Below are 14,064 nucleotides of genomic sequence, written 5' to 3' on the forward strand. Positions count from 1 at the left end.
AAGTTGGAAACACACCATGGATTGCCGCGTTGCGGCTGAAGCGCGCCCGACCAGATGGAGGAGCACGACGCTTCCCCACCGTGCTATAGGACCACAAATGCCACGCGGGGGGATATGCCGCAATGAAATCTCTGCTCTTCGGCCTTGCCTTGTTGCTGCCGGGCGTGGCGCTGGCCGAACCGATCGAAACCCGCAAGATCATCACCGCGCTGACCGGCGACTTCAACGGCGACGGCGCTCCCGACCTTGCCATGGTGGTCGAGACCGGCCCGACCGACCCGATGGACATCCATTTCTTCCTCGGGGACAAGGAGCACAATTACCTCAAGCCTGTCGAGATCGTGCGCGAACAGATCGGTGGCGAGTGGAACGGCTACGACCGGGCGGGCTACGAAAACTCCGACGCCGAGCCGGAGCTGACAATGCTGCCCAACGGGTCGATCAAATTCCATCTGCCGGCGCCGGAGATCGGCAGCGAGCGCACCAACCAGACGCTGACCGTGGCCTACCGCAACGGCGCCTTCATCGTTGCCGGCTTCGCCTACGATTCCGATGATTACCTGCAGGAGAATGCCGCCAGCGCCTGTGACTACAATGTGCTGACCGGCAAGGGCACCAGCTCGAAGCAGCAGCCGGACGGCAGCACGAAGCACAAGACCGTGTCGGCGGAAGGCAAGACCATCGCATTCCGGGACTGGAACTCGGGCGACGCCTTCGCTGCTTGCCAGGAATAATGGCTCGCTGGGCTTCGGCCGGCATCAGGCCGGTGGCGGCATTGCCGGCGTCAGGCCATGGCGGCGCATGATCTCCATCATGGCAGCTTTGTCGGGCGGCCCGCCGGCAGCGGCGTTAAGCAGACCGAATATCTCGCGGAAATAGTCCGGACCAATTGCCGCCGGCGTGATGACGCACAGCGTCTTGGCATCCCGGGTGCCGTTATTGTCGAAGCGGTGGACGGCGCCGCGTGGAATGCACAGCGCCTCCCCCGGCCCAACCTCGATCGGCTTGCCGTTCACGGTCCAGGTCAAAACCCCGTCAATGCCGTAGATCGTTTCCTCGTAATGGTCGTGGCTGTGCGCCGGCGCGGGCAAGCGCTGCGCGCTTGGCACCATCAGTTCGAAAGCGGCGACGCTGCCGTTCGAATTTTCGCCTGACACAAGGAAACGGACCGACAGCCCCTTGGTGCCGATGGTTTCATCGGCTGGGTTGACCCCAGGATTCATGGATGACATTGCGCAAACCCCTCCGGTAAATTACATTTACTAGTCATCAGTAAACTCAATTTACCGGATCGTCAATGGCCACCTCCACCGAAGTTCTGCAGACCAAGACCGAGGATCTTTTGATCGGCGCCCTGCTGCGCGTGCCAGCCCAGGCGATCCAGCGCCGGCTGATCAGGGAGCTCAATGCCGCCGGCTTCGACGAACTGCGTCTGCCGCATATGGCCGTGCTGCAGTTTCCCGGCCCGGACGGCGCGCGGCCCGGCACGATCGCCGAGCGTGCCGGCATGAGCAAGCAGGCCATCAACCAGCTGCTCACCAGTCTGGAAGGCTACGGTTATCTCGTCCGCTCCGACGGCGAAGGCAGCGCGCGCGTGGTGCGGTCCACCGAGCGCGGCCACGCCGCTTTCTGGAAAATGGTCGACATATTGCGCGACATCGAGGAGGACTGGCGCACCGAACTTGGGCCGAAGCGCTTCGCCGAACTTAAAGCGCTCTTGTTCGCAGTCTGGGATAGCCCGCTGGCCCGTTGAGCAAGCTCCGGCCATCGAGGCAATCGGGTTTCCAAACCGCACCGCGTCGGGACCAATCGGCATCTCCGATAGCACCATCGGTTTCTTCCGTTTCCCCTCACCGCATCGAGCTGCCAATTCCCTGCTCTTGTCCAACCAACGAAGGCAGAGCGGAATGAGCATTTCGAACCAGAGAATCCTGATCGTCGGCGGCGGATCCGGCATGGGCCTCGCGCTTGCAAGGCGCTGCCTCGAAGCCGGGGCCGAAGTCATCATCGCCGGGCGTGGCGAGGACAGGCTGCGGCAGGCGCGTGAGGCGCTGGGCAATCCCGCAGGGCTGGGGATGGCCACTGTCGATATTGCGCGGGAAGACCAGGTCGGGGCGTTGTTCGCCGGGATCGGCGGCCTCGACCATATCGTCAGCACCGCCGCCGACATCGAAGGCGCCTACCGGCTGCTGCCGGAGCTCGGTCTCGAGGCGGCGCAACGCGTGGTCGACAGCAAGCTCTTCGGCCCGCTGCTGCTTGCCAAGCATGGTGCGCCACGGTTGGCAGTGGCTGGATCGATGACCTTCGTCTCCGGCATCGCCGCCTACCGGCCGGCCGCGCGCGGCTCGGTCGTCGCCGCCGTCAATGCCGCGCTCGAAGGGCTGGTGCGGGCGTTGGCCATAGAACTCGCGCCGCTCCGCGTCAACGCGGTGTCACCCGGCTGGGTCGATACCGAAATTTGGGCGCAAGTGGCGGGCGACAGGAAGGCAGACACGCTTGCGGTGATGGCCGAGCGGCTGCCGGTCGGCAGGATCGGCCAGCCCGAGGACATCGCCGACGCGATCGCCTTCCTCATCGGCAATGGCTTTGCCACCGGCACGACGCTCCACGTCGAGGGCGGACATCGTCTCGTCTAAAACGGACGGCTCTGCGAAATGCTTTTAAAGCAGGACCTTGGAGCGGCTTGAGGATTCAGCGTCTGAACTGGCTTTCGAGGATGCCGGCGCCTGCATGTCGCGCGCGGCGGCGAGCAGTCGGCGCAATGCCGGCGGCTGGACGCGCCGGCGCCGCCAGATCATCGTCAGCGGCGCCGCCTGTTCCGGGCCAGGCCAAGGCAGTTCGATCAGCTCACGACGCTTGAGCGCGTCGCTGACCGCCAGACGTGGAATGAGGCCCAGCCCCGCGCCGGCCGCCACCAGCCGGGCAATGGCACCGATGCTGCCGACTTCGGCGGCAAGTTCAGGCGTACCAGTGCCCGCCTCTCCAAAGGCGGTGTCGAACATGTGCCGGTAGATGCATCCAGGCTCCGTTGCCACGAAGCGCAGCGCGGCAAGGGCGGCCAGGTCGCACGGAACCGGCTTCTGCCCCGGCGCGGTGACCAGCGCCAGCGGTTCGGCCAAAATCGTGCGCCTGGCGAAGCGCTGATTGGCGCCGCCGTTGGACATATCGCGGCGCTCGAAACAGAAGGCGACATCGATGTCGCCCTCCTCCAGCAGGCGCAGCAGCGCGCCGCTATCAGTCACTTTCATGCGCACGGCGATATCAGGATAACTGGCCTGGAACCCCGGCAGCCAGGGCGCCAGCCGGGCCGAGGCGATCGTCTCCAGCGCGCCGATGGTCAGCGCTCCGCTGGTCTGTCCCGCCACAGCGAGCACCGCCGCCCGCGCTTCGGCATCGAGCCGCAGCAATTCCTCGGCGATAGGCTTCAACACCAGTCCCGCCGGCGTCAGTTCCAGGCCCGACTTCGAGCGCGTGAACAAGACAGCGCCAAGCTCGGCCTCCAGCGACTGGACCTGGTCGCTCACACTCGACTGGGCGAGATGAACCGTCTCGGCGGCGCGCGTGACGGTACGGCAGCGCGCCACCGCGAGGAAGGTCTTGAGCAGTCTTGGATGCATCGGCTGGCCGAAATCGCCCGGCCTACTGCAGCTGCGGCTTTTTCAGGAAACTGCCGCGGTCGGCGGATTTCACACGCAGCCACGTTTCGCGGCCGTCGCGCACCACCCGCATCGGGATCTCGGCACCGGCCGAACCGCTTTCCCACAGCTTGCGATAGAAATCGGCGAGCCCGTCGACCGCGCCGTCGCGAACCTCGGAGATGACGTCGCCTTCGCGCAGGCCGGCCTTGGCGGCCGGGCCGCCCTCGGTCACGCTCATCACCACCACCTTGCCGTCGCTTTCGGCCGACAGCGCCCCGAGCCACGGGCGCGGCGGCTTAGCCACCTGGCCACGCGTCAGCAGGTCGTCGAGGATCGGCGGCAACAGGTCGATCGGCACCACCATGTTGATATCGGCCACCTCGCCGGCGCGGCTCATCTGCAGGCGCAGCGAACCGATGCCGAGCAGTGCGCCCTCGGCGCTGAACAAGGGCGCGCCGCCCCAGGACGGATGCGCCGGCGCTATGAAGATCGCCTCGTCGAGCAGATACTCCCAATAGCCGGCGAATTCCTGCTTGGTGACGATCTTGGCCTCGACTGCCCGGCCGATGCCGTCGGCAAGCACCACCGCGTCGCCGATCCTGGCCTTGCCGGCATCGCCCAGCGCCACGGCCGGCAGGCCGGTCGGCGCCAGCGCCTGGACGAGGCCAAAGCCTGATTCCTGGTCGTAGGCCAGCGCATGCGCGGGAATGACACGGCCGTCATGCGAGGTCAGCCAGACCTCTTCCGCCTCGGTGATGAGATAGCCGATGGTCAGCACCAGCCCGTCATCGCGGATGACGACGCCGCTGCCTTCCCTGAGCGTGCCGAGGGCCCCGGCCGTGAAGGCATCCTCCGGAACGGTCGCCCGCACGGCAACCACGGAGCGCGGATTGGGATTGATGGTCATGATTTTGTCCTGCGATGCGAATGCCTGGCGGCTTGCTGTATAGGTATGCCACGCGGGAGAAGGCGCAAGGGGTGAGAACGGTGGCCATGGACCACGAAGCCAATCACTTGGCCTTTCGAGGTTCGAACGCCCGGCAGGACAATGCGGCGGCCCAAGATTAACATAGTTCAACACAAGTTGAACTTCCCCCTCCACAGCCCTACCTATAAACGCCTATCCATCCTTCCCACGACACGAGGCCGCGCAATGACCGAATACACCCCGCCGAAAGTATGGACCTGGAACAAGGCCAATGGCGGCACCTTTGCCAGCATCAACCGGCCGATCGCCGGTCCGACGCATGACAAGGACCTGCCCGTCGGCAAGCACCCGCTGCAGCTTTATTCGCTGGCGACGCCGAACGGCGTCAAGGTAACGGTGATGCTGGAGGAGCTTCTGGCGCTTGGCCACAAGGGCGCCGAATACGACGCCTGGCTGATCCGGATCAACGATGGCGACCAGTTCGGCAGCGGCTTTGTCGAGGTCAATCCCAATTCCAAGATCCCCGCCCTGATGGATCGCAGCGGCAAGACCCCGCTCCGCGTGTTCGAATCCGGCTCGATCCTGGTCTATCTCGCCGAAAAATTCGGTGAATTCCTGCCCACCGAACAACCGGCCCGGGCGGAAGTGCTGTCCTGGCTGTTTTGGCAGATGGGTTCTGCGCCCTACCTCGGCGGCGGTTTTGGCCATTTCTACGCCTATGCGCCGGAGAAGTTCGAATACGCCATCGACCGCTTCTCGATGGAGGTGAAGCGGCAGATGGACGTACTCGACCGCCGGTTGGCCGAGGTCGAGTATCTCGGTGGCAAGGATTATTCGGTCGCCGATATGGCGGTCTGGCCCTGGTATGGCGGGTTGGCGCTCGGCCGGATGTACAATGATTCCGCCGAATTCCTGTCGGTTCAGGATTACAAGCACGTTCAGCGCTGGGCAAAGGCGATCGACGAACGGCCGGCTGTCCAGCGTGGCCGCATGGTCAACCGCGCCTTTGGCGAACCGTCCATGCAACTGCACGAACGCCATGACGCCAGCGACTTCGACACCAGGACGCAGGACAAGCTGGCCGCCGAGTAAATTCTGGAGAACTGGCGGGCGACAAGCAAAAAGCCCATCACCGGATTAAATCGGTGATGGGCTTTTTGCTTGATGCATGAGACGGATCAGTGAAGAACTTCCACGATCTGACGGGTGTCCGGGTCGACCAGCACGGTCTGATCGTTGATCACCGCAACGCGATACTTGACATTGGGGACCTCGCGCAGTTCGACCTTGTCCGGCACGGACGAGCCGAGCTTGAGCTCGACGCCCAGAAGGTTCACCGACGCCAGCGGCTCCTTCTTGATGTATTCGCGAACCACCGTCTCCTGTTCCGGCTGGACCACGATCGTGTCCGCCAGGGCCGCTCCGACGCCGCCCAGCAGGACGATGGCAGCCGCGGCGCTCGTAAGATAATGCTTCATAACAACCTCCATGATTGGGTATTTCGCTCCGCCTCAGGGAAAACTCTCACGCAACTGGGAGGTTCCATCCTTGTTTATGAAATAAATGTGGCGCGCAACCAGAAACATGCCACATTTTATTATGCACACATGTGAAGATAGGCACTGATATGCTTTGCTTTTCTGAAGAAACTTCTTCCAATTTGCGGAAATAGCAAAAGCATCGCGCGTTGCAGCGCAAGCAATGTCGCCTCTTTCTCGGATTGCCCGCTCCTTAGGAACAACTAACGTATAGCGAAGAGTGTCGTTCCAAATACTCTACCGGGCCTCCAAAAAAGGCCCGCCCTGCCGGGAGCAGAACGGGCCTTCAACGGACCGGTGGAGGTGGCGCCTCACCGATCGCGGCAGGAAAAACCCACGCATCACAGCTTCGTTCCACCGGCCGCCGCGATTTGGCGGAAGGTGCGCAACGCTCGATACCGGAGCGGGAGCTCTTCGTCAGAATCGGACGCCGTCCCGATGGAGCGGCGGCACCGGGTTGACTGCATCCGGGCTCATCGCGACGTTTTGCGCGCGCCTGTAGATCAGCCCCACGACGAGCACGAAATAGCCGACCTGCAGGACGACCAGGACCACCACTGTCCAGCCAAGCGCCACCCAGAACGAACCGGTAGCAATATAGGTCCACACTGCGACAACGATCGTGGTCGCCGACATCCCGACGAGAAAAGACCCAAAATACATCGACCATCAAGATCGCCGAACCGATTCCGGTCCGGCGACTCCCTGCCCATCTCCATACCCGCGCACAGGCTTTCATTATTTTAGCAACTACGCAAGTATGGCGTCCACCTAGGCATCCATGTAGAAGTTTGTTGCGGGGCGGCCCCGGCAGGAGCAGTTTGATGCTCACGGACCGCGATATCAGGGAAAAGAAGTCCGGTGGGGATTGGAAATGACGCTCAAGCTTATCGGCGCCGGTTTCGGCCGCACCGGCACATGGTCGACCTTTGCAGCGCTTAACAGGCTCGGCCTGCCCTGCTATCACATGCAGGAAGTGATCATGAACAAGGCCAATAAGGGCCATCTTGATTTCTGGCGCGCGGTGGCCAACAGCCCGCCCGGCACCCAGCACGACTGGAACCGCGTGTTCGCAAACTATACGGCCACCGTCGACAATCCAGGCTGCTGCGTCTGGAAGGAATTGATGGCTGCCTACCCCGACGCCAAGGTGCTCCTGACACTACACCCACGCGGCGCCGAGGCCTGGTATGAAAGCACCATCGACACGATCTACTTCACCGAGAACCTGTGGCAGTTCAAGATCCTGGAATGGCTCACACCGTTCGGCCGCAAGTTCGGCGACATGTCGCGCAAGCTCATCTGGGGCCGCACGTTGGCCGGCGTCATGGGTGACCGCGACAAGGCGGTTGCCCGCTACGCCAGCTATGTCGACGAAGTGAAAGCAGCCGTGCCGCCGGAAAAGCTGCTGGTGTTCAACGTCAGCGAAGGCTGGGGGCCGCTCTGCCATTTCCTCGACGTCGCCCAGCCAAACGAAACTTTCCCCAACCTGAACGACCGCGAAACGATCAAGAAGATCATCCGCGACATCATCAAAGGCTCCTACATCATGCTGGGGCTGACGATGGCCGCCATCGCGGCGGTGATCGCGGCATTGTGGTGGTGGCTGGGGTAACGGCAAGCCCAGGCAGTTCGATCCCTTGCCTGCATGGAGCGGTCAAGTTTTTCGCTCCGAAACAAACGACCTCAAGAGCTACCCGCTTTCACGCGGGTAGGCTGGCTGGCAGCGGCTCTCGCCGGAACTTTTGCGCTTGTCTTCCCCTGCCGGGCGGTCACCAGCCCATGCCTGTCCGAGCAGGCTACCATTCTTGAACCTGGCGGCGAGGCCGGGTGATCATATCTCGATTGGATAAAATAGCGGAACGTCCAATGGACATTGCCGGAACCGAACGGGGCCTCTCGGACTTTCGGGCGCACGAAACAAGACCTTGGTCCTACAAGGAAAACCGATCAGTTCGATCCGCAGGCCGCAGCCCATCGAGTCAGATAGCAACGCAACGTCCCCGGTCAATCCATGGACCAGCACTTTGCCATACTGCGTTACCGCCTCGCCAGCCGCCTGGGGTTGGCCGATCATGCCCGGCTAGAATGCCGGGTCTTGCAGCCCCTGCCTATTCCGCTTTCGCGGAAGTTTCCGACGTGTGGGCGATGTGCGATGGTGTTGTTGCGGCGGTACGAGCCGCCCTGGTTGGCGCGGGCGCCGAGCACACCCCAACAATGCGCCCCCCCGTCCGCGTCGACCATGGCAAGCGCCCCGATTACTTGACCAGCGTCCATGCCCCGGCCCAGCCTCTCCAGGCACTCACCCCGGCGCCCCTGCAAACAGCACGACGCCGTCACCACCGGCCGCCGGCCAATCCCTGATGGTGCGGTCGGAGCCGCCGGTCAGCACCGTGCCATCGGCGGCGAAGGCGACGGCGTAGATCGGTCCGGTCTGGCTGTCGAACATGGCGATCTGATTCCCACTCGCCATGTCCCACAGCCTTGCGGTGCCGTCGAGTGATCCGGACAGCAGGCGTTTGCCGTCGGCCGATAGCACCAGTGCGTAAACCGTGCCCTCGTGGCCCTCGAAGCGCTTCACCTCGCGGCCGCTGTCGACATCCCAGACCTTGATCGTCAGGTCGCCGCTGCCGGTGATCAGATGATGCCCGTCGGCGGTGAACACGGCGCCATAGGTGCCTTGCTCATGGCCGTGCCAGCTGCGCAACTGCTTGCCGCTGTCGATGTCCCAGAGTTTCAGCGTCCCGTCGATGCTGCCCGAGAGGGCCTGCTTGCCATCGGGCGAGACGGCGACCGCGCTGATCGACCAGTCGTGGCCGGTCAGCACATGCAGCACGGACCCGTTGACGAGGTCCCAGATGATGACGTTGCCGGTGTCGTGCCCGCTGACGGCGCGCCTGCCGTCCGGGCTGATCGCCAGCTTGTTGACGCCACCGTTCTGGCCGGATTGGAAGACGTGCAGCACCGCGCCGTCGGCGAGTTTTCGCTGCACGATCTCACCATCGTCGCCGGCCGTCAGCGCGCTGGTGCCGTCGGGCATGTAGAGCGCGGTGCGCGCCATGTCCTTGTGAACGCCGAGATTGCGCATCAGGTGCTTGCCGCCCATGTCCCAGAGCTTGATCGTATGGTCAGTGCTGGCGCTCATGATCGAACGCCCATCCGGCGCCACCGCCAGCCAGACGACCGCATCGCGATGGCCGTCGGGCTGCGTTGGTGCCGCCGGCGGCGACGGCGGCAACGGCGCCACCGTCGGCGGCGGAATGACCGCGACCTCCGGCGGCATCGGGGCCGTAGACGCCGGCGGAACAGCAGGCTCGGCCACCGGCGGAGCTGGTTGCACCGGCAAAGCCGGCGGGTTTGCAGCGGCTGGCGGCGTGGCCGCCTGCTCGGACGGCAGGGCCGGCGGCAAGGGCGGTGTCCGAGCAACCGGCGACGGCGATTCCGGCTTTGGCACGGATTCCATGGGCGGCGCGCTGGCGACATGCTCGCCACCCTCATGCGGCCACCACGAGCCGAACCCGTCGCCAAGCAGCGCCAGCAAGACAACCACTGGCAGCACCAGGAAAGTCCGGCGCAGGCGTGGGCGGCCCGCAGGCTCCAATTCGGCGTCCCTGCCGAACAGCGGCACCCCGGCCGCGTGTACGGGCCGGCCGGGCAATTGGCCCGCCAGGAACAGCAACGCGCCGATGAAACAGGCAAGTGCCGCCGCCGAATATGCCGCCGGCCGCAGCGTGGCAGCGTCGAGCCCGGCAAGGCCACGCCCGGCGAGGATGTCGATCAGCGGATAGACATGGGCCAGACAGGCGGCCGCGACCACAGCCAGGACAAGCGCCAGCACCTTGTCAGCCAACCTGTTCATCGCGCCCTCCGCCCGCCGATTTGGACAAGATTATCAGCGCCGGTGGATGCCGCAAAGCGCCGCTCTTGTTTCCTGCCCTGATGTACACCGATCGCAGTATTCGGATTTGCGCCAGGGCACCCGGCCTCCTGGAGCCCAGAGTCCGCAATGCTTCGGTGGGCTAACCTCGACTATCGCCCTCACAACATTGACAGATGACCGTGATGTGTCACTATCGTGACGGGATATAGTGGAGAGCTTGCACTATGAAGAAGATTTATGAACGACCCGTCCTGGTCAAGAAGGGTAATCTGAAGTCGGTCACGGCCGGGCCCTCGGCGCCGATACTGCCAGGCTGATTTCAGTACCCGGGAACATATCCGCCAATAATGTTGGGGGCACTGTCCGATCGGCAGGCAGGGATGCTCTGTCTTTCTTGAGGCCGTGACAGCGTTGCCGTCGCGTGGTTTACGCGACGACTGTCGCGACGGCCTTCACCCCAATTCCACCCAGACCGGCGCGTGGTCGCTGGCGCCGTCCTGTCCGCGCACGTCACGATCGATGCCTGCCGCCCTGAGCTTGCGCACCAGCGTCGTCGACAACAGGATGTGGTCGAGCCGCAGGCCCGCGTTGCGTGGCCAGCGGTTCCGTCGGTAATCCCAGAAGGTGTAGAGCGTCTCCTTCGGGTATTTCTTGCGCAACGCATCGGTCCAGCCTTGTTCGAGCAGCGCGGCGAAGGCAGCGCGGCTTTCCGGCTGCACCAGCGCGTTGTCGTCATAGGAGCGTGTGGCGTAGATGTCGCGCGGTTCGGGCACGATGTTGTAGTCGCCGGCCAGCACCACCGGCAGGCCGGTGTCGATGAGCTGTTCGGCATGCGCTTCGAGCCTTGCGTGCCAGGCGAGCTTGTAGGTGAATTTCGGCCCCGGTTGCGGGTTGCCGTTGGGCGCATAGAGACAGGCGATGACGATGCCGTTCACCGCCGCCTCGATGTAGCGGCTCTGCCGGTCGGCATCGTCGCCGGGCAACACATCGCGGGTCAGCACCGGCTCGGCACCGCGCGCGAGTATGGCGACGCCGTTCCAGGTCGGCTCGCCTTTCCACACCGCGCCATAGCCGGCATCGGCAAGCGCGGTACGCGGAAACTGCGTGTCGCGCGCCTTCAGTTCCTGCAGGCAGACCACATCGGGTTTTGCGGAGCCGAGCCACGACAGCAGGTTGTCCAGCCTGCTGTTGATGTTGTTGATGTTGAAGCTGGCGATCTTCATTGGGATCAGGGCGCGATCCTGCCCATCCAAGCCCTCACCGTCTCCGCCAGCGTCGTCAGATGATCCGCGATCGAGAAACCCGAAATACTCTTGCGCGGCTTCAAATCATGGTCGCCGTCCTCCAGCCAGATCACTTCGATTGCATTGGAAAGGTTGTAGGTCGCAACCTCGTCCTTCGTGCCGAACTCGTCGCGCGTGCCTTGGAAGATCAGCGTCGGCGTCTTCAGCCCGGCGAGATGTTTTGTCCGCAATTGCTCGGGCTTGCCAGGCGGATGGAAGGGATAGCCGAGGCAGACCAGTCCTAATATTTCGCCCTTGGAAAACATCTCGTCGGCGATCATCGAGGCGACCCGCCCGCCCATCGACTTGCCGCCGATGATGAGCTTGCCCGTCACGCCCTTCGCCCTGAGGTCGGCGATCGCCTTGATGTATTCCGGGTTCACCGTCTCGGCACGCGGCGGCGGCTTGCGCTGGCCGTAGCGGCGCGCGGCCATATAGTGGAACTCGAAGCGCACGACCTGGAAGCCAGCGGCGGCCAGCGCCTTTGCGGTGGCTGTCATGGAGGGAGAGTCCATTGAAGCGCTGGCGCCATGGGCAAGCAGGATGGTGACGGGAGCGGTCTCGTGGCCGTCGAAGAGGAAGCTGGTCATGATGTGACACCCCGCGCGACGGCGAAGCTGCCGATCTCCCCCCACGAAGCGAGAGATCGGCTGTCATCGCGGCCTTCGCCCACCATCGTCACCCCGCCGACTTCGCCAGCTGCATGTCCACGAACTGCACACCCCTGGCAGCCACCCCTGCCCATTCCGAGACCGCGTCGAGCTCCAGGTACCGCATCCACAACCGCCGCGCCTCGAGCAGATTGCCGGCGTCAAACTCCAGCCGCGCCAGATTGAACACCGGGTCGGCATAAGTCTTGTCGAGTGCGATCGCCTTCTGCAAATGCCTTCGCGCCGAAGCGTCGCGCCCTTGCTCGCTCATCAGCCCGGCCAGGTTGAACCAGGCTTCGACGAAGGCCGGATCGAGCTTGATCGCCCTGGCATAATCATGCGCGGCTTCCGCCACGCGCCCGGACCCGCGCAAACAGTTGGCGCGGTTGAAGGCGGCGATGGCGTCAGTGGGATCGATGGCGAGGCAGCGCTGATAGAGTGCGGCGGCCCCGTCATGGTCCCCGCCCTCCTCGGCGGCTTCCGCCTCGGCGAACAAATCTTCCAGCGTGTCGTCGCCTTCTGCCGCGGCGCCGAGATCGAACAGCAGCTGCCCGTCGAGCTCGCTCTGGCCGCCTTCGAGGTAGATCGCGTCGGGCCGCCCGTGCCGCGAGCCGACATTGAGCGACTTGGCGGTGAGCGAGGCCACCGGGCCGGAGCGGTGGACGGAGCGCGCGATCGCACCCCATGTCGCACCCCCGGCGATCAGCCCGGCATATTTGCGCGCCAGGATCAGGTCGCGGAAGGAATGGGGCTCGCCATCATGCTCGAAGGCGTCGAACAGGCTGAGCCTGTCGAGATCGGCGCCGGACAGCCTTGACTGGTCGATCAGCGATTGGCGCGACAGCGAAGACGCCTCGGGCGCCTTCATCAGCCCGAGCAGCCGCAGGAAACCGTTCTCGCTCATGAGAATGCGCCCGGCCGCGCGCTCGGCGCCAACGCGGCGTTCGATCTCGCTATCGCTATTTTTGGTTAGTCCGGCCTTGGTCAGCCCCGCCTTGACCAACAATGCGCGTCCGAACACGACATGCGTGGTGCGGCGGGTGACGCCGCGCCTGAGCTGGCCGTGCTGGCGCTCCACCTCGCGTGCGGCAAGCCTGAGCGGAAACGCCGCCAGTGCGCCGATCGTGCCGAAGACAGCGCCCGGAACGGCCGGAGCCGTCATTTCTTGCTCTTGCCGACCGCCTTGAGCAGGTTGGCCTTGAGCGGATTTTCAGGCGCACCACCCGCAGCCGCCTTCTTCGCGGCGGGCTTGGCGGGCTCGTCGGCCTTGCTCTTCGACTTGGCCGGCGGCTTCGACTGAGACAGGCTGGCCTTCAGCGCATCCATCAGGTTGATGACGTTGCCGCGCTCCGGTGCCGCCGCGATGATCGGCTTGTGGCCCTTCAGCTTCTCGCGGATCATCGTCATCAGCGCGACCTCGTAGCGGTCCTCGTAATTCTTCGGATCGAAGGTGGTTTCCTTCTGCTTGATCAGCGCTTCGGCAAGCTGCAGCATTTCCGGGTCAGGCTTGCCGGCTGGAATGTTGCCGAAATATTCAGCCGTGCCACGCACTTCGTTCGGGTTCCTCAACGTGCACACGAACATCCCGTTCTCGCGCGCGCCGATCGTCACCACGCGCTCGCGGCTGGACAGCACCAGCCTGGCGATGGCGAGCTTGCCGGATTTGCGCATCGCTTCGCGCAGCACGGCGAAAGTCTCTTCCGCCATCGCCCCGTCCGGCGCCATGTAATAGGGCGCGTCCTGGTAGATGACGTCGACCTCGTCCTCATCGACGAAAGCCTCGATGTTCATCGTGTGGTTGGATTCGATGCGCACCGCGTCGAGGTCGGCATCGTCGATGATGATGTACTGCTTGTCCTCGTACTCGTAGCCCTTGACCAGATCCGCCCGCTCGACGAGCCCCAGTTCAGGGTCGACCGGCTTCATGTTGATGCGGTTGTGGGTCTTCTTGTGCAGCTGGTTGAACGAGATGCGCTCGCTGGCGCTGGTGGCGGGATATAGCCGCACCGGACAGCTGACGAGACTGAGTTTGAGGTAACCCTTCCAACTTGCCCTGGGCGCCATGATGAACTCCTACGCGGCCATGCACTGACTGTTACTTCGCAGCGCTTCGTCCGAAGGACGAACAAGGCTGCGCAAATCCTACA

At 64.0% G+C, this 14,064-nt stretch carries 16 protein-coding genes; 6 read left to right on the forward strand and 10 right to left on the reverse strand.

Annotated features, from left to right (window positions below; genetic code table 11):
• Positions 1 to 122: 122 nt before the first annotated feature.
• Positions 123 to 734: a hypothetical protein gene (locus tag FJ543_RS18980; RefSeq protein ID WP_015316862.1), complete on the forward strand. Its 612-nt coding sequence runs from the start codon at positions 123 to 125 to the stop codon at positions 732 to 734.
• Between the two features lie 24 nt (positions 735 to 758).
• Here the strand turns inward: FJ543_RS18980 and FJ543_RS18985 are convergent, their stop codons facing one another.
• A complete protein-coding gene (locus FJ543_RS18985) occupies positions 759 to 1,232 on the reverse strand; it encodes a cupin domain-containing protein (RefSeq protein ID WP_140876442.1) in 474 nt (157 codons plus the stop codon).
• Between the two features lie 65 nt (positions 1,233 to 1,297).
• Here FJ543_RS18985 and FJ543_RS18990 point away from each other — a divergent pair, with 65 nt between their 5' ends.
• Positions 1,298 to 1,753, forward strand: a complete 456-nt coding sequence (locus FJ543_RS18990; protein ID WP_015316860.1) for a MarR family winged helix-turn-helix transcriptional regulator — start codon at positions 1,298 to 1,300, stop codon at positions 1,751 to 1,753.
• Between the two features lie 154 nt (positions 1,754 to 1,907).
• Positions 1,908 to 2,636 (forward strand): SDR family oxidoreductase, encoded by a 729-nt coding sequence (locus FJ543_RS18995; RefSeq protein WP_140876444.1) that lies wholly within the window; start codon positions 1,908 to 1,910, stop codon positions 2,634 to 2,636.
• Positions 2,637 to 2,660: 24 nt separating this feature from the next.
• Here the strand turns inward: FJ543_RS18995 and FJ543_RS19000 are convergent, their stop codons facing one another.
• Both FJ543_RS19000 and FJ543_RS19005 read right to left on the reverse strand, forming a co-directional pair.
• Entirely contained in the window at positions 2,661 to 3,617 is a 957-nt protein-coding gene (locus FJ543_RS19000; protein WP_140876446.1) for a LysR family transcriptional regulator, read from the reverse strand.
• A 22-nt stretch (positions 3,618 to 3,639) separates the two neighbouring features.
• Positions 3,640 to 4,545, reverse strand: a complete 906-nt coding sequence (locus FJ543_RS19005) for a S1C family serine protease (RefSeq protein ID WP_023775064.1) — start codon at positions 4,543 to 4,545, stop codon at positions 3,640 to 3,642.
• A gap of 246 nt (positions 4,546 to 4,791) precedes the next feature.
• Here FJ543_RS19005 and yghU point away from each other — a divergent pair, with 246 nt between their 5' ends.
• The gene (gene yghU, locus FJ543_RS19010; RefSeq protein WP_015316856.1) at positions 4,792 to 5,658 is read left to right on the forward strand and encodes a glutathione-dependent disulfide-bond oxidoreductase; all 867 of its coding nucleotides are present in this window, start codon (positions 4,792 to 4,794) and stop codon (positions 5,656 to 5,658) included.
• A gap of 86 nt (positions 5,659 to 5,744) precedes the next feature.
• Here yghU and FJ543_RS19015 read toward each other — a convergent pair whose 3' ends face one another.
• A complete protein-coding gene (locus tag FJ543_RS19015; RefSeq protein ID WP_015316855.1) occupies positions 5,745 to 6,044 on the reverse strand; it encodes a DUF1236 domain-containing protein in 300 nt (99 codons plus the stop codon).
• Between the two features lie 477 nt (positions 6,045 to 6,521).
• Positions 6,522 to 6,767 (reverse strand): hypothetical protein, encoded by a 246-nt coding sequence (locus tag FJ543_RS19020; protein ID WP_015316854.1) that lies wholly within the window; start codon positions 6,765 to 6,767, stop codon positions 6,522 to 6,524.
• Between the two features lie 211 nt (positions 6,768 to 6,978).
• Between FJ543_RS19020 and FJ543_RS19025 the strand changes: the two genes are divergently transcribed.
• The gene (locus tag FJ543_RS19025; RefSeq protein WP_140716443.1) at positions 6,979 to 7,719 is read left to right on the forward strand and encodes a sulfotransferase family protein; all 741 of its coding nucleotides are present in this window, start codon (positions 6,979 to 6,981) and stop codon (positions 7,717 to 7,719) included.
• Between the two features lie 687 nt (positions 7,720 to 8,406).
• Here FJ543_RS19025 and FJ543_RS19030 read toward each other — a convergent pair.
• Positions 8,407 to 9,963, reverse strand: a complete 1,557-nt coding sequence (locus tag FJ543_RS19030) for a WD40 repeat domain-containing protein (protein ID WP_140876448.1) — start codon at positions 9,961 to 9,963, stop codon at positions 8,407 to 8,409.
• Between the two features lie 245 nt (positions 9,964 to 10,208).
• On the opposite strand from FJ543_RS19030, the gene FJ543_RS19035 reads away from it, so the two are divergent.
• Positions 10,209 to 10,301, forward strand: coding sequence for a lasso RiPP family leader peptide-containing protein (locus FJ543_RS19035; protein ID WP_140617931.1), 93 nt, complete (start codon positions 10,209 to 10,211; stop codon positions 10,299 to 10,301).
• Between the two features lie 135 nt (positions 10,302 to 10,436).
• On the opposite strand, the gene FJ543_RS19040 is transcribed toward FJ543_RS19035, so the two are convergent.
• The 4 genes from FJ543_RS19040 to FJ543_RS19055 form a co-directional block, all read right to left on the reverse strand.
• On the reverse strand, positions 10,437 to 11,207 hold the full coding sequence (locus FJ543_RS19040) for an exodeoxyribonuclease III (protein ID WP_140876450.1): 771 nt from the start codon (positions 11,205 to 11,207) through the stop codon (positions 10,437 to 10,439).
• A gap of 5 nt (positions 11,208 to 11,212) precedes the next feature.
• Positions 11,213 to 11,857, reverse strand: a complete 645-nt coding sequence (locus FJ543_RS19045) for an alpha/beta family hydrolase (RefSeq protein WP_140876452.1) — start codon at positions 11,855 to 11,857, stop codon at positions 11,213 to 11,215.
• An 88-nt stretch (positions 11,858 to 11,945) separates the two neighbouring features.
• A complete protein-coding gene (locus FJ543_RS19050; protein WP_140876454.1) occupies positions 11,946 to 13,079 on the reverse strand; it encodes a tetratricopeptide repeat protein in 1,134 nt (377 codons plus the stop codon).
• The gene (locus tag FJ543_RS19055; RefSeq protein ID WP_015316846.1) at positions 13,076 to 13,981 is read right to left on the reverse strand and encodes a Ku protein; all 906 of its coding nucleotides are present in this window, start codon (positions 13,979 to 13,981) and stop codon (positions 13,076 to 13,078) included. Before FJ543_RS19055 ends, FJ543_RS19050 begins: the two co-directional genes overlap by 4 nt.
• Between the last annotated feature and the right edge of the window lie 83 nt (positions 13,982 to 14,064).

Source organism: Mesorhizobium sp. B2-5-7, from assembly GCF_006440875.1.
Taxonomy (GTDB): Bacteria; Pseudomonadota; Alphaproteobacteria; order Rhizobiales; family Rhizobiaceae; genus Mesorhizobium; species Mesorhizobium australicum.

Excerpts from the sequence above, each read along its gene's own strand:
- FJ543_RS19050 (WP_140876454.1), bottom strand. The coding sequence starts at position 13,079 with ATGACGGCTCCGGCCGTTCCGGGCGCTGTCTTCGGCACGATCGGCGCA.
- FJ543_RS19040 (WP_140876450.1), bottom strand. The coding sequence starts at position 11,207 with ATGAAGATCGCCAGCTTCAACATCAACAACATCAACAGCAGGCTGGAC.
- FJ543_RS19045 (WP_140876452.1), bottom strand. The coding sequence starts at position 11,857 with ATGACCAGCTTCCTCTTCGACGGCCACGAGACCGCTCCCGTCACCATC.
- FJ543_RS19035 (WP_140617931.1), top strand. The coding sequence starts at position 10,209 with ATGAAGAAGATTTATGAACGACCCGTCCTGGTCAAGAAGGGTAATCTG.
- FJ543_RS19020 (WP_015316854.1), bottom strand. The coding sequence starts at position 6,767 with ATGTATTTTGGGTCTTTTCTCGTCGGGATGTCGGCGACCACGATCGTT.
- FJ543_RS19005 (WP_023775064.1), bottom strand. The coding sequence starts at position 4,545 with ATGACCATCAATCCCAATCCGCGCTCCGTGGTTGCCGTGCGGGCGACC.
- yghU (WP_015316856.1), top strand. The coding sequence starts at position 4,792 with ATGACCGAATACACCCCGCCGAAAGTATGGACCTGGAACAAGGCCAAT.
- FJ543_RS18990 (WP_015316860.1), top strand. The coding sequence starts at position 1,298 with ATGGCCACCTCCACCGAAGTTCTGCAGACCAAGACCGAGGATCTTTTG.
- FJ543_RS19015 (WP_015316855.1), bottom strand. The coding sequence starts at position 6,044 with ATGAAGCATTATCTTACGAGCGCCGCGGCTGCCATCGTCCTGCTGGGC.
- FJ543_RS19030 (WP_140876448.1), bottom strand. The coding sequence starts at position 9,963 with ATGAACAGGTTGGCTGACAAGGTGCTGGCGCTTGTCCTGGCTGTGGTC.
- FJ543_RS18980 (WP_015316862.1), top strand. The coding sequence starts at position 123 with ATGAAATCTCTGCTCTTCGGCCTTGCCTTGTTGCTGCCGGGCGTGGCG.
- FJ543_RS19000 (WP_140876446.1), bottom strand. The coding sequence starts at position 3,617 with ATGCATCCAAGACTGCTCAAGACCTTCCTCGCGGTGGCGCGCTGCCGT.
- FJ543_RS18985 (WP_140876442.1), bottom strand. The coding sequence starts at position 1,232 with ATGTCATCCATGAATCCTGGGGTCAACCCAGCCGATGAAACCATCGGC.
- FJ543_RS19025 (WP_140716443.1), top strand. The coding sequence starts at position 6,979 with ATGACGCTCAAGCTTATCGGCGCCGGTTTCGGCCGCACCGGCACATGG.
- FJ543_RS19055 (WP_015316846.1), bottom strand. The coding sequence starts at position 13,981 with ATGGCGCCCAGGGCAAGTTGGAAGGGTTACCTCAAACTCAGTCTCGTC.
- FJ543_RS18995 (WP_140876444.1), top strand. The coding sequence starts at position 1,908 with ATGAGCATTTCGAACCAGAGAATCCTGATCGTCGGCGGCGGATCCGGC.